The organism is Acidobacteriota bacterium (assembly GCA_030949985.1).
Lineage (GTDB): Bacteria > Acidobacteriota > Polarisedimenticolia > J045 > J045 > JALTMS01.
Genome location: JAUZRX010000119.1, coordinates 52,671 through 65,250, shown reverse-complemented (window position 1 = coordinate 65,250; position 12,580 = coordinate 52,671). Strand labels below are relative to the sequence as shown.

At 68.7% G+C, this 12,580-nt stretch carries 13 protein-coding genes; 9 read left to right on the top strand and 4 right to left on the bottom strand.

Going from position 1 to position 12,580, the window contains the following annotated elements:
• The 5 genes from Q9Q40_15480 to Q9Q40_15460 all read left to right on the top strand — a co-directional run.
• Nucleotides 1-403 (top strand): hypothetical protein (locus tag Q9Q40_15480; protein ID MDQ7008622.1); only part of this gene is annotated, 403 nt, incomplete at its 5' end.
• Between the two features lie 12 nt (nt 404-415).
• Nucleotides 416-733 carry a YbaB/EbfC family nucleoid-associated protein gene (locus tag Q9Q40_15475; protein ID MDQ7008621.1) on the top strand — a complete coding sequence of 106 codons (318 nt, stop codon included), beginning with the start codon at nt 416-418 and terminating at the stop codon, nt 731-733.
• A gap of 10 nt (nt 734-743) precedes the next feature.
• Nucleotides 744-1,343, top strand: a complete 600-nt coding sequence (gene recR / locus Q9Q40_15470; protein MDQ7008620.1) for a recombination mediator RecR — start codon at nt 744-746, stop codon at nt 1,341-1,343.
• Nucleotides 1,344-1,427: 84 nt separating this feature from the next.
• Nucleotides 1,428-1,931, top strand: a complete 504-nt coding sequence (locus tag Q9Q40_15465) for a roadblock/LC7 domain-containing protein (protein MDQ7008619.1) — start codon at nt 1,428-1,430, stop codon at nt 1,929-1,931.
• Between the two features lie 5 nt (nt 1,932-1,936).
• Entirely contained in the window at nt 1,937-2,542 is a 606-nt protein-coding gene (locus Q9Q40_15460; protein ID MDQ7008618.1) for a GTPase domain-containing protein, read from the top strand.
• Nucleotides 2,543-2,584: 42 nt separating this feature from the next.
• Here Q9Q40_15460 and Q9Q40_15455 read toward each other — a convergent pair whose 3' ends face one another.
• Complete coding sequence (locus tag Q9Q40_15455) at nt 2,585-3,367, bottom strand: MerR family transcriptional regulator (GenBank protein MDQ7008617.1); 783 nt, start codon at nt 3,365-3,367, stop codon at nt 2,585-2,587.
• Nucleotides 3,368-3,520: 153 nt separating this feature from the next.
• Here Q9Q40_15455 and Q9Q40_15450 point away from each other — a divergent pair, with 153 nt between their 5' ends.
• Complete coding sequence (locus tag Q9Q40_15450) at nt 3,521-5,965, top strand: BPL-N domain-containing protein (GenBank protein ID MDQ7008616.1); 2,445 nt, start codon at nt 3,521-3,523, stop codon at nt 5,963-5,965.
• A 21-nt stretch (nt 5,966-5,986) separates the two neighbouring features.
• Here Q9Q40_15450 and Q9Q40_15445 read toward each other — a convergent pair whose 3' ends face one another.
• The 3 genes from Q9Q40_15445 to Q9Q40_15435 are packed head-to-tail and all read right to left on the bottom strand — an operon-like array spanning nt 5,987 to nt 9,844.
• Complete coding sequence (locus Q9Q40_15445) at nt 5,987-7,261, bottom strand: ArgE/DapE family deacylase (protein ID MDQ7008615.1); 1,275 nt, start codon at nt 7,259-7,261, stop codon at nt 5,987-5,989.
• A gap of 4 nt (nt 7,262-7,265) precedes the next feature.
• The gene (locus Q9Q40_15440) at nt 7,266-8,555 is read right to left on the bottom strand and encodes a BPL-N domain-containing protein (GenBank protein MDQ7008614.1); all 1,290 of its coding nucleotides are present in this window, start codon (nt 8,553-8,555) and stop codon (nt 7,266-7,268) included.
• On the bottom strand, nt 8,555-9,844 hold the full coding sequence (locus Q9Q40_15435) for an aspartate aminotransferase family protein (protein MDQ7008613.1): 1,290 nt from the start codon (nt 9,842-9,844) through the stop codon (nt 8,555-8,557). Before Q9Q40_15435 ends, Q9Q40_15440 begins: the two co-directional genes overlap by 1 nt.
• A gap of 85 nt (nt 9,845-9,929) precedes the next feature.
• Between Q9Q40_15435 and Q9Q40_15430 the strand changes: the two genes are divergently transcribed.
• The 3 genes from Q9Q40_15430 to Q9Q40_15420 are packed head-to-tail and all read left to right on the top strand — an operon-like array spanning nt 9,930 to nt 12,567.
• Complete coding sequence (locus Q9Q40_15430; GenBank protein MDQ7008612.1) at nt 9,930-11,441, top strand: sodium:solute symporter family protein; 1,512 nt, start codon at nt 9,930-9,932, stop codon at nt 11,439-11,441.
• A complete protein-coding gene (locus tag Q9Q40_15425) occupies nt 11,438-11,656 on the top strand; it encodes a hypothetical protein (protein MDQ7008611.1) in 219 nt (72 codons plus the stop codon). The genes Q9Q40_15430 and Q9Q40_15425 overlap by 4 nt, the downstream gene beginning before the upstream one ends.
• Nucleotides 11,653-12,567: a hypothetical protein gene (locus Q9Q40_15420; GenBank protein MDQ7008610.1), complete on the top strand. Its 915-nt coding sequence runs from the start codon at nt 11,653-11,655 to the stop codon at nt 12,565-12,567. Before Q9Q40_15425 ends, Q9Q40_15420 begins: the two co-directional genes overlap by 4 nt.
• Nucleotides 12,568-12,580: the final 13 nt, after the last annotated feature.

The following is a 12,580-nucleotide window of genomic DNA, read 5'->3' as shown; positions in this document are numbered from 1 at the left end:
GTCCCGCAGCACGGGCGTCGGCGACAGCCTGCTCGATCGGCTCGTGCTCGAGATCCGTACCCTCAGGCCCTCTCTGGCGCCCTCCCTGGCCAAGGCGACGGAAGCCGGCCTGGACGAGGCGGGGCGACTGATCCTGGCCCTGGCGCCCGAGACGGCCAACCTCTGGCAGGCCCGACTCGGCTCCGAGGCGGCCCGGGCGGCCCTGACCCAGGCCGCCGAGAACGTCACCGGCCGGAAGCCCCGGGAGGTGGTCATCGAGACCCGGGGCGAGAGCGCCACACCGGCGCCACGCGTCAGCCGCCGAGAGCTGATGGACCGGGCGCGAAAAGATCCCGTGGTCAAGGCTCTGTTCGACCAGTTCGGCGCAGTCGTGATCGACACCCAGCCCGCTGAGGGCAGCTAAGGAGACGTGACGATGTTCCCCCCGGGAAAGATGGAAAAGATACTGGCCAAGGCCCAGAAGGCCCAGGCCAAGATGCAGGAAGACATCGCCGCCCTGCGAGTCGAAGGCAGTTCCGGAGGGGGCATCGTCAAGGCCCTGGTGGACGGCAACAAGAACGTCCTCGACCTGGTGCTCTCCCCCGAGGCTCTCGAAGACGCCGATGCCTCGGAAGTGGCGGACCTGGTGCTGGCCGCGATCAGCGATGCCCAGCGCACGGCCCAGGCCGAAGTGGAGAAGAAAATGAGCGACCTGGCGGGGATGCTCGGCCTGCCCCCCGGTATGGGCCTCTGACGGCTCTCCCATGTCCCCCTGGCCCGAACCCCTCGAACGGCTGATCGGCCTGCTCACCCGGCTGCCCGGCATCGGCCCCCGCAGCGCCCAGCGCCTGGCCTTCCATCTGGCCCGGGCGGAGGTGGGAGAGGTCCGGGCCCTGGCCGCGGCCATCGAGGCCCTGCCCGGCTCCCTTCGCCACTGCTCGATCTGCGGCCATCTGGCCGATTCGGCGACATGCGGAATCTGCCGGGACGCCCGCAGGGACCAGGGCGTGATCTGCGTGGTGGAGCAACCGGACAACGTGATCGCCATCGAACGCTCGGGGGCCTTTCACGGGCTCTACCACGTGCTGGGCGGCGCGATCTCCCCCCTGCGTTCGATCGGGCCCGAAGATCTTCGCATCGAGGCGCTGCTCTCCCGGCTGGCGGAAGGCGAGGTCGGCGAGGTGATCCTGGCCACCAACCCCACGGTGGAGGGGGAGGCCACGGCGCTCTACATCGCCCGCCGTCTGGAGGGCCGCGACCTGACGGTCACGCGTCCCGCCACGGGGCTTCCCGTCGGCGGAGAACTGGACTACGTCGACCGCAGTACCCTGGCCCGGGCCCTGGAAGGCCGCCAGGCTCTCTGACCTCCCCCGGGGAAGTTTGCCCCCCAGCGCGGTGGACCCTAGATTCGCGCCGACGGGGTTTTTGCGCGCCGTGCGGAGACGTCGATGGTTGCAAGCGACCTGATCCTTCACGAAGAGGAATTCCTCAGGGTGACCGCGCTGGCCGAGAGGCTGTTGCGGGATTCGAACTCGCGCTTCGTGGCCCTGATCGACCGCAACGGCCAGCCCATCGCCTCGGCGGGAGATTTGCCCGGCGTGGACCGCACCGCCCTGGCCTCCCTGGCCGCCGGGAACGTGGCCGCCACCGAGGGGCTGGCCTCGATGATCGGCGAAGAGAGCTTCACCAGCCTCTACCACGAGGGAGACCGGGAGCACCTGCATATCTCGTCGGTGGGCCGGATGGGCATCCTGCTGGTGACCTTCGACGAACGCTCTTCCCTGGGCCTCGTGCGGCTGCGCGTGCGGCAGATCACCCCCGAGATCACCCACGTCTTCGAAACCATGCTCGAGAAATCCCGCAAGGCCGCCGAAAGCGAAGGGCCTGTCGGCGCGCCCATGGCGGAGATCACCGACGACGATATCGACAGCCTCTTCGGCGACAGGATCTGACCGCCATGCCATTCATCAACTACGCAGCCCGGGAAATCACCTGCAAGCTGGTCTACTACGGGCCGGGCCTGGGCGGAAAGACCACCAATCTCCAGTGGATCTACCAGAACACCCAGCGCGAAGCGAAGGGCAAGATGGTCACACTGGCCACCGAGTCGGAGAGGACCCTCTTCTTCGACCTGCTGCCCCTGAGCCTGGGCAAGATCCGCGGCTTCTCCACCCGCTTCCAGCTCTACACGGTACCGGGCCAGATCTTCTACGACGCTTCCCGCAAGCTGATCCTCAAGGGCGCCGACGGGGTCGCCTTCGTGGCCGACTCCCAGGCCGCCCGCTTCGAGGCCAACATCGAGTCCCTGCGCAACCTCAAGCTGAACCTGGAGGAAAACGGCCTGGACTTCGAGACGATTCCGTACGTCCTGCAGCTCAACAAGCGCGACCTGCCCACGGCCCTGCCCGTCGACCAGCTCGTCACCGCCCTCCGCTGCCGCAACGAGCCCGTCTTCGAGGCTGTCGCCCCCCAGGGCATCGGTGTGGTGGAAACTCTCAAGGCCCTGGTCAAACAATCCCTCTCGCGGCTGAAGGCCGGAACACCCGCCACGACCCACGCCTGAGCCGCGCGGCGCCGGAGACGGGGCGGGAGGGTCCGCGGGGCCTCAGAAGGTCGGCGGCGTATTGATCCACAGCGCGCGGGCGGTGGTATCGCCGGGATTGCGGAGCCGGTGGGCCAGATCCGAGGGAAAGATCATCGCGTCACCCTCCTCGAGGAGATGAATCTCGATTTCATCGAGGGTCACCTCGACGCAGCCCTCGAACACGTAGAGAAACTCCTCGCCGGCATGGGTGTAGCTCTCGCCGCTGCCGCCCCCGGGGGGAATCGTCACCAAGTGCGGCTGAAGTCGGCTGCCGTCGCGGGCGAGCAATTCGAGACGCATCGAGGGCTCCCGCGCCTCGAGATGCACCCGGTCGGCGGGGCGCACCACCCGGCACGAACCGGCGTCCCGCATTCCGAAGAGCCGCTGGGTGGTGGTCTCGAGGGCTTCGGAGATGCGGCGCAACGCTCCGAGGGAAGGATTGGCCTTGCCCTGCTCGACCGACGAGAGAAACGACGCCGACAGGCCCGATCGGCGGGCGAGCTGGCGCAGGGTGAGGTGGCGGCCCAGGCGGCGGTCACGGATGCGACGGCCGGGATGCTCGGGCTCGCCCGGACCGCGGCCTCCAGCAGAAGACTCGGCGTCGAGCACCCGACGCACCCCCGAGGCGTTGAGTCCTTCGTCGGTCTTGAGCCGGTGGATGGCCCGCAGGCGCTCGATCAGCTCGGGGCTGTAGTAGCGGGTCGGCCCGCCGTGTCGAATCGGCGTGATCAGCCCTTCCTTCTCCCAGAAGCGCAGAGTCGAGGGACTGACGCCCACCAGAGCCGCCGCCTCGCCGATTCGCAACAGGGGTCCAGGATTCTTCTCGCCCATCGCCAGCCAGTCTGGAGGGTCCGCCGGGGCCGGTCAAGAAAGGCGGACATTTTAGGTGGCCGCGAAGAGTAATCTACAGTACAGTTGCAATAATATCGGCCAACACTCTCCACGGGAGCCCACCCGATGAAAAGACAACTTACTTCTATTCAATCACTTGTCGTTGCCGCGGCGGCGATTCTCACGGCACCCGGTGCCCTCAGCGTCCAGGCCCAGAGCCTGCGGGTGGCCATCTACGCCGAATCCGGCACCAACGGAGAGAGTCTGCTGGCGGTGGCCCGGGCCGTGGCCGCCGGGGGGCACCAGCCCCTGTCGGTGACCAACGAGGACCTGGACCTGGGCCTGCTGACCACCGACCACTTCGACGTGCTCATCCTCCCCGATGGCCAGCGGGGCTACACGTCGTACTACCAGCAGCAACTGGGCGACGCCGGGCGCGATCCGATCATCATCGACTTCGTCCAGTCCGGCGGCGGCCTGCTGGCCCTGGGCTCGGCGGCCCGTTACGCGGCGACCACCGAGCGCTGGGACGGAACCGACTATCCCCGCATGGGGCTCTGGGACGGCACGGCCGTGGGGCCGACCTGGGCGGTGGGCGACGGGATGGCCGAAGTGACCATCGAGCCGAGCTGGGTAGCGGGCTCCCAGGCCGGCGCCACCCGCCTGCTCTACGTGGGCTTCGGCGGCGCCTGGCTCGAAGGAGGCACGGGAGAGATCCTGGCCCGGTGGTCGACGGGGCGGCCCGACGACGTGGAGCAGTCCCAGCCGGCGATACTGCGCTTCACCCGGGGCGCGGGCCGGGGCGTGCTGTGCAGCGCGCAACCCGAGATGGACGTGCGCTCGTGGGGCGACTGGACGGCATGGGACGACCGGGTCAATCGCTCCTACGACGGCGAACACGACTTGGGCCTTTTTCTCTCCCTGCTCGAGTGGAGCGCGGGAGGCGAAGACCGGCGGCCCGAAAACCTGCTGCCGGAGACGACCAGCGGCCGCCGCATCGGTGTCTACACCACCCGCCGCCCCAACGACAACGGCGACCAGGGCGGCGCCTACCCGGGCCTGCTGACCGCCGTGGCGCGGGCGGTGGAGTACGCCGGACATCAACCCCTGGCGATCCGCGACCAGGAGATCTACTGGGCCGACCTCGATCGGTCCCGCTACGACGGCGTGCTCTTTCCCGGTGGCTGGGCCGGCGGCTATTGGCATCAGCTCGGTGGCTACGAGTTCATCGTCCGCGACTTCGTCAACGCGGGCGGCGGTTACCTGGGCATCTCCGCCGGGGCGTTCTACGCCGCCAGCGAGATCATCTGGAACGGGGATTCATTCAACTATCCCCTCGATCTCTACCCCGGCATCCTCGAAGGCCCGATCTCGGACCTGCCCCCCTACCCCGACCACACCCTCACGCCGGTGTTGATCGACGACCCCGATCCTTCCATCCCCTCGGGAAGCTACCAGACCTGGTACCAGGGAGAGGGTTACTTCCACGAGCCGATCGCCGCCGGCACCACCGTCGGCCGTTTCGATCACACGGGACCCAACCAGGGCCGGGTGGCCCTGTTGCGCCACGGCTACGGCGCCGGTCGGGCGGTCTACCCCAACCTGCACCTGGAAGTGGAAGAAGGCTCGGAGCGCGACTGGATGTTCACCGGCGACAACGATGCGTCGGGACCGGTCACCGACCCGGACAGCGAGTGGGACCTTTTCGCGAGCCTGCTGAACTGGTCGCTGACGGGGACGCCGGCAACGGCGCCGACCCGCCCGAGCGTAGGGCTGCCCAGCCGCTTCGGTCAGTGGGATTCGACTTTCGAGTGGATCTCCGAAGCCCAGGACGACGACGCCTGGGGCGATGTTCCCACCGCCCTGGCCTACGGAGACGGAAGGCTGAGCGTGGAGCCCACCAAGGTTTTTCACCTTGCCGGATTCGGCGCCAAGACACGGGCCGGGCTGCCCTCCGCCGTGCTGCAGGTGGAGTACTCCACCACCGCGGCCTACAACGGTGCGGAGGAGATCTGGTGGACCATCGACGGCAATACCTGGAACCCCACCGGACTGGTGCCGCAGGCGGGCCGCACGGACGAGGTGCTGACCTACGACCTGGTGGCCGCGGGAGTCGACACCCCGGCTGAACTCGAGAACCTGGAGATCTACTTCGAGAACGCCGCGAGCACCGGCGAGCCGATCCACTTCGACCGGGTCTGGGTCGCCCTGGCCGCCGACGGCGACGCGGACGGCGCACCCGACTCCCTGGACTGTGACGCCGGCGCCGCCGACGCCTGGGCCGCCCCTGTCGACCCGACCCTCAGTTGGGAAGGTACCAGCCGCATCATCTGGGAGGACCAGGTCCCCACCACCGGCGAGGGCATCGTGTACGACGTCTCTCACGGGGATCTGGCCGCCTTGCGGGCCGACCAGGGCTTCGACAGCGCTCTATGCTCCCAGGCCCACGCGCCACTCTTCGACGTGGCCGACCCCCTTCCCGGCAACGGCAACTGGCAGTTGGTACGCGCCCGCAACAGCTGCGGTGACGGCGGCTGGGGTCAGCGCGGCGTGGGGCCCACCTGTCCCTGAGAGCCGCCGGCCGGTCGCCGCTCAGCGCGGGTGCTGCCAGTCGATGATGGTGCGCAGCAGGGACCGCGCGACCACCCGTATGCTGTCCAGATCGACCCACTCGTCGACGCCGTGGATCTGCTCGCCATAGGGCCCGAAGACAGCGCAGGGGATGCCGAACTCGCCCGCCCAGCGGGCATCGAGGCCGGCGGTGTCGGCCGCCACTTCCGGCACGGAACCCCGCTCGGCACCCACGGCCTGCTGCAACAGGCCCACGAGACGATGGGCCGGATCTTGTTGCCAGGGTTGCCCCCGCCAACCGAACCACTCCACCTCCGGCGGATGCTCGACCAGCCAGGGCGTCGAGGCCGCGGCGCGCACCGTCTCGAGGATCTCGTCCCGCACGGCGGCCTCGCTTTCGCCGGGCAGGTAGGACACCCGGGCCTCGATCACGGCCTCGGCCGGCACCGTCGAAGGCCAGTCGCCGGCACGGCACACACCCAGGTTCAGATGCACCGAGCGCCCCTGGCAGCCGGGCAGGCGTTCGAAGAGCGGATGGCGGTGGGCCCGGGCCCGGCTCCGGTCGAGCGCTTCGAGGGCCGCGACGATGGGCAGCGCTTCGAGCAGGGCGCTGACCCCGTGCTGGGCCAGGGCCGCATGGGTCGAACGCCCCTCCACGCGCAGGCGAAAGTAGAGAATGCCCGGATGGGCGACGATGACGTGCGTCCACAGGGGCTCGGTGATGATCATCCCGTCGGCGGGAATCGGTTCGAGGCGACAGGCCAGCGTGCCGTGCACGCCGCCGGCTTCTTCCTCGACGACGCTTTCGAAATAGAGATCGCCCGGCGGCCGGTAGCCGCTCGCCCGCAAGGCGGCGAGGGCCGCATGGATCGCGATCCAACCACCTTTCATGTCGGCCGCGCCCCGACCGTAGAGCCTGCCGCCGCGGATCTCGCCGCCCCAGGGATCCACACTCCAGGCGTCGACAGGCTCGACGGGCACCACGTCCACGTGGGCGTTGAGCACCAGGGACGGCCCGTCGCCCGTGCCGGCCCAGCGGCCACGGAAATTGGGGCGTCCGGCGCCGGGAAACCCCGTGTCGAAAGCCGTGGGATGGGCCGCCAGGCGCTCCTCGCCGAGCAGAATCTCCTGCACGTCGAGACCGAGCGCCGCGAAACGCTCGCGAACCCATCGCTGCACCTTGCCCTCGTCACCGACGACGGAAGGGATACGCACCATCTCCTGCAGCAGAGCGACCTGCCCGGACCAGTCCCTTTCGAGGGCCGCCAGGGCGGCGGCATACCGGCCGCAGGTCATCGGCTCAACGATCCGGCAGCTCGCCAAGAATCCAGCGTGCGGCCCGCTGCAGCATCTCCCAATCGCTCTGGTCGTCCTCGATGCCCTTTTCGTTTTCCGGCCAGGGCGTGTTGTCCACCTCGCTGGTCAGGTCGAACTCCAGGTGGACGGCACTGAGAAAAACCTTCCCCTTGCCCTTCTCGAAGGCGACGATGGCCGGCTGCCCGGTCTTCTCGAAGGTACCCAGCACCTTCACCCCGCTGCCCTCCCGGGGCTCGAGCACCGGACCGCCGTAGTAGAGAGTGACGCGGCGCGCCGGACCGCCGGCGGTGATCGGGTGGCCGGTATCGAGCTTCACCCCGGTGGTGACATAGTAGGGCCAGGGAGCGATCTTGCGGATCGGTCCGCTGGGTACACCGGGAAACAGGTCGATGTCGTAGGACCACGTCTTGCCGCTCCAAGAGATCTGCCGGGCCGCATAATAACTGCCCGCGCAGATGCCGATGTAGCCCCCCCCCTCGCGGACGAAGCGCTCGATGTGGCGGGCCCCTGCGTCCTTGATGTCGCGCACGTAGTGGGCCGCCCACCCTCCGGGCATGTAGAGCAGGCGGATCTTCCGGGCAAACGATCCGTCGTTGATCTCGGCCGCCGAGATCGGTCGCACGCTCAAGCCGGCGGCAGTGAAGCACAGGGAGGCCGCCTCGACACCTTGGGGAAATCCGCCCCATCCCGCGTAGATGCCCACGTCCACCTTCTTGCGGCGCGGCGCGACCGGGAAGAGCACCTCGGTCTCGAGGGCCTCCGGGGGCGTGTCGGCGGGATCGTTGAGATAGCGCTCCATTTCGGGGCCGGCCACCTTCAGGCCCAGCCGCGGTAGCCTGCCCAGGATGCGGTCGATCACCGGCAGGACCCGGTCGTAGGGCCCCACGTGAAGGGCGGAGGCGACGAGCAGCGGTTCGGTGCGCTCGAGGCGCGCCCCCACTTCTCCCGGCGGCGGCCGGGGCAGGAAGCCGCCGTAGACGTTGATCGGGATGCGGGCCTCGGCCCGCAGCTTGGGCGCCGGGACCCGGGTCGGATCGTCGTGAAACACGCCGACACCGCGACCGACGGGGATCCAGCGCCCGGCCTCGATCCAGTCGAGAAGGTCGAGGAACGCATCGGCCAGCCCCGTGTAGGGGCCGGTGTGGTCCAGCACCGCATCCACGCGGGAGGGCAGGACGCGCACCCGCACCTCATCGGCCGCGTCGCTCCCGGCGGCGGCCACCGGCACCACGAACAGCAGCGTTGTCCAAAGACCCAGCGTCGTTGCACGCATCAGGTTGTCTCCTCGACCCGAGCCAGGGAGGCGACGGCCGTCTCCAGGGCGCGCTCCATGCGCTCGAGCCCCTCGTTCAGATCGGCGTCGCTGATGATCAGCGGGATCAGCACCCGCACCACGTTGCCATGCACCCCGGCGGTCAGCAGCAGCAGGCCCTCGTCGAGGCAAGCCTGGCTCCAGGCCCGAGCCAGGGCGGGCAGCGGCCGGCGGGTCTGCCTGTCGCTCACCACTTCCAGGGCCAGCATGGCCCCCAGGCCCCGCAGGTCGCCGAGGTATTCGGGATAGCGTTCCTGCCAGAGTTGCATGCGGCGGCGCATGACAGCGCCGAGTCGGCGGGCCCGCTCGGGCAGCCGCTGGCCGACGATCACCTCCAGGGTGGCCAGGGCCGCCGCGCAGGAAACCGGATTGCCGCCATAGGTGCCGCCCAGGCCCCCGACCTGGATGCCGTCGAACAGTTCCGCACGCCCCACCACCGCCGAGATCGGAAAACCCGAGGCGAGGGACTTGGCCATCACCATCAAGTCCGGCTCGACACCGGCCTGCTCGACGGCGAAGAGGGATCCTGTGCGGCCGAAGCCGGTCTGCACCTCGTCGACCACCATGACCGCGCCGGTCCGGTCACACAACTCCCGGATGGCCTGGAGGAAGGGGAACGGCGCGACCGCCCCCCCGCCTTCGCCGAGTTGGGGCTCGATCAACACCGCCGCCAGGGCCCGGCCGTCGACGTGGGTCGCCAGGGCCTCTTCGAGCAGACGCCGGCAGTCCACCGAGCAGGTCGCCGGCTCCCGCCCCACGGGACAGCGGTAGCAGTAGGGATAGGGCACCCGGTAGATCTCCCCCGGGTAGGGCCCGAAACCGCGCTTGTAGGTGGAGGTCTTGCTCGTCAACCCCAGGGCCAGCAGCGTGCGGCCATGGAAGGCGCCCTCGAAACAAAGCACCGCCGGACGCCCGGTGGCGGCCCGCGCGATTTTCAGGGCGTTCTCCACCGCCTCCGCCCCCGAGTTGAGCAGCAACCCCCGCTTGGGGAACGAGCCCGGAGTCAAGTCGATCAACCGCCCGACCAGCTCCTGGTAGGACTCGTAGGGCATCACGGAGTAGCAGGTGTGCACCAGCCGGTCGAGCTGGCGCCGGACGGCGGCGAGCACCTTCGGATGCCGGTGACCGGTGGCCAGGGTGCCGATGCCGGTGGCGAAATCGAGGTAGGTGCGACCTGCGGTATCGGTCACCCAGGCCCCCTCGGCGTGAGCCGCGAGCCGATCGGTCAGGGTGGCCAGCGCCCGGGGCACTCCGGTCTTTCCGTTGTGATTAGGCCTTGACATGAGAGGGCAAACCTACCACACTTTTGCAGATTTGCAACACGAAAGAGGGACCATGGGCGCCACCTCCCCCATCATTTTCTTCGCCCTGGCCGCCGAGCCCCTGGGCGCGGCCCACCGGCACCAGGTGACCCTCATCGCCTGGGTCGGCGTGCTGCTGCTGCTCGCGCTTTTCGGCTGGCTGGGAGCACGCTTTTCGAAGATCGAGTCCCGGGGCGAGTTCCTGCTGATGGGCCGCGGGGTGGGCTTCTGGCTGTTCTTCGGCGCCTATACCGGAGCCTCCATCGGTGGGGCCTCGCTGGCGGGGTTCACCGGGGAGGGCTATGCCAGCGGCATCTCGTCGATCTGGCTGATCGTGGTCTCCAGCCTGACGGTACCCCTGTTCGCCGCTTTCTTCGGCCCGGCGATCAATCGCTTCGGCCGCCGGCACGGGGCATTCACCCTGGCCGATTTCCTCGTCTGGCGCTTCGGGCCGGGGATGCGCGGGCCGGCCCTGGTGCTGACCTACCTGCGGCCGGCCTTCATCACCGGCCTGCAGTTCCTGGCCCTCGGCACCCTGCTGCGGGCGGCTTTCGGCCTGGACACGGCCAGCGGAGTGCTGCTGGGAGCCGGCGTGGTGCTGGCCTACAGCATGCTCGGCGGGCAGTACTCGGCGATCACCAGCCAGTGGCTGCAGGCCCTGTTCCAGGGCCTGGGGATGTTCCTCTTCCTGGTGCTGGCGATCGGCCTGCACGGCTCGCTGCGGGAGGCGGGCGCGGCCTTGACCCGGGAGTTGCCGGCGTCCTTCCTCGACGTGTGGAGCATCGATCCGGCCCTGTTGTCGGTGTGGGTGATCTCCATGGGCCTGTTCTACTTCGTCGATCCCTGGCTCTACCAGTGGGCCTACATGGCCCGCGACCAGAAGACCTCCCGCAACGCCCTGGTGGTCGCCTCGGTCTCCTCCCCCTGGACGGCGGTCTCCTTCCTGGCGGGCATGCTGCTCGCCGCGGCGGTCCGCAGCGATCGGCTGAACCTGCCGGACGACATCGGATCCGACCTGGTCTACCTGCATTTCATTCAGAACCACGTGGGCACAGGGGTGGCCGCTTTCCTGCTGGTCTCCTTCCTGATGACAGTGCTCTCCTGCGCGTCGTCCTTCCTGATGAACGGCGCGACGATCCTCCAGAGCGACCTGCTCGAGCGGGTCGCCGGGGCGTGGAGCCGGCGGCATCCGGTGCGCGTCGGCCGGCTGGCCGTGCTGGCCACAGGCCTGTTCGGCGTTGCCGCGGCCCTGTGGATTCCGGTGCTCGTCCCCCTCTGGATCATCGGCCAGACGATCGCCGTCAGCGGACTGTTCTGGCCGGTGCTCGCGGCCTGGTACTGGCCGCGGGCCACCTCGGCCGGCGCCATCGCCGCACTGGTCTCCGGATCGGGATCGAGCTTCGCCTGGGCCATCGGCGCCTGGCTGCAGGCCGGTTCGGCCAACGCCCTGTGGCACGGGCTGCACGCCGCCCACGTGGGCATGGGCCTGTCCCTGCTGGTGCTGGTCACCGTCTCCCTGGCGACTCCCGCGAGGAAACCCGCATGAAACGGACGGCGATCATCGCCGGGTGGATCCTGGTCTGGGGACTGTTCGTGCTGTTCAACGTTCTGCTCCTGACCGGCCGCATCGTCGCCCTGCTCTACCTGACCCTGGGCAGCCTGCTGCCGATCTGGATCCTCTCCGCCGTGGGCGGCTCGCTGGAAGTCGCCACGTTGCTGCGTGCGCGCCCGACCGACAAGAAAGGAGAAAAACCATCATGACCATCGCCAGGACCCTGGCCGGACTCGCCCTCGTCACCGCTCTCACCGTGCTCCCCTTCGCCGCGGCGGGCACCGGGGAGGTGGAGGTTCACGCCGTCTTCGACCGCAACCCCGACTGGTACTACGGATCGGGCGCCAGCTACCTGATGACCCTACGGGGCAATGGCTTCACCTCCTGGGGTTCGTTCAACTACTACCTGGACGTGGACTTCAAGCCCGATCGCTCGACAGAGACCGACACGCTCTACCTGGAGGTCGCCCCGATCCTCAGCCTGAGCAAGACCACCGGCATGACCCTGCCCCGCTGGCTGACCGACCTGGGCCTGACGGTGCAGTACAACCACGGCCTGGCCGACAGCCGCTACCAGCTCATTCCCCAGGCGTGGCTCTTCGGCACGGTGCTCAGCTTCGGCGGCGGCGCGATCGACGTGCTGGACGTCCACCTGCTGCGCAAGAAGTTCAAGACCTACCACGAAGAGTACGAGATTCCCTACATCGACTATTTCGGCTACCCCCAACTGGCCACCGTGCGCGACGACTGGCCCTACGAGGACGGCTGGCAGGTCACCGTCGAGTGGCTCAAGACCTGGCGGGCGGGCAAGAACGAGATCTTCACCCGCGGCTTCTGCGACTACTGGAAGCAGGAGTGGCAGGTCGTCGAGCAGTGGCCGGACTTCTATCCCGGCCTGATGAGCAAGGGGCCCACCTGGCTGGCTCCGGGCGGCGAGCACAAGCTGATCTGCCAACCCCAGGTGGGCTATCGCTTCGGCATGCGCGGGCAGTACGCCGTGGGTACCGAGATGGAGTACGCGCGCAATCTCTACCGTGTCCCCGCCGCAGACAGCACGTATTCTTACGAGTACGATTCGAGCACCTTCCACTACAGTCTCTTTTTCTCCGTGCGTTTCTGAGCCCCCTGGAGTC

What these genes read in the sequence shown, in the direction of transcription:
- Q9Q40_15450 (MDQ7008616.1), top strand. Translation starts at nt 3,521, where the DNA reads ATGAAAAGACAACTTACTTCTATTCAATCACTTGTCGTTGCCGCGGCG.
- Q9Q40_15460 (MDQ7008618.1), top strand. Translation starts at nt 1,937, where the DNA reads ATGCCATTCATCAACTACGCAGCCCGGGAAATCACCTGCAAGCTGGTC.
- Q9Q40_15445 (MDQ7008615.1), bottom strand. Translation starts at nt 7,261, where the DNA reads ATGACCTGCGGCCGGTATGCCGCCGCCCTGGCGGCCCTCGAAAGGGAC.
- recR (MDQ7008620.1), top strand. Translation starts at nt 744, where the DNA reads ATGTCCCCCTGGCCCGAACCCCTCGAACGGCTGATCGGCCTGCTCACC.
- Q9Q40_15440 (MDQ7008614.1), bottom strand. Translation starts at nt 8,555, where the DNA reads ATGCGTGCAACGACGCTGGGTCTTTGGACAACGCTGCTGTTCGTGGTG.
- Q9Q40_15430 (MDQ7008612.1), top strand. Translation starts at nt 9,930, where the DNA reads ATGGGCGCCACCTCCCCCATCATTTTCTTCGCCCTGGCCGCCGAGCCC.
- Q9Q40_15425 (MDQ7008611.1), top strand. Translation starts at nt 11,438, where the DNA reads ATGAAACGGACGGCGATCATCGCCGGGTGGATCCTGGTCTGGGGACTG.
- Q9Q40_15475 (MDQ7008621.1), top strand. Translation starts at nt 416, where the DNA reads ATGTTCCCCCCGGGAAAGATGGAAAAGATACTGGCCAAGGCCCAGAAG.
- Q9Q40_15465 (MDQ7008619.1), top strand. Translation starts at nt 1,428, where the DNA reads ATGGTTGCAAGCGACCTGATCCTTCACGAAGAGGAATTCCTCAGGGTG.
- Q9Q40_15420 (MDQ7008610.1), top strand. Translation starts at nt 11,653, where the DNA reads ATGACCATCGCCAGGACCCTGGCCGGACTCGCCCTCGTCACCGCTCTC.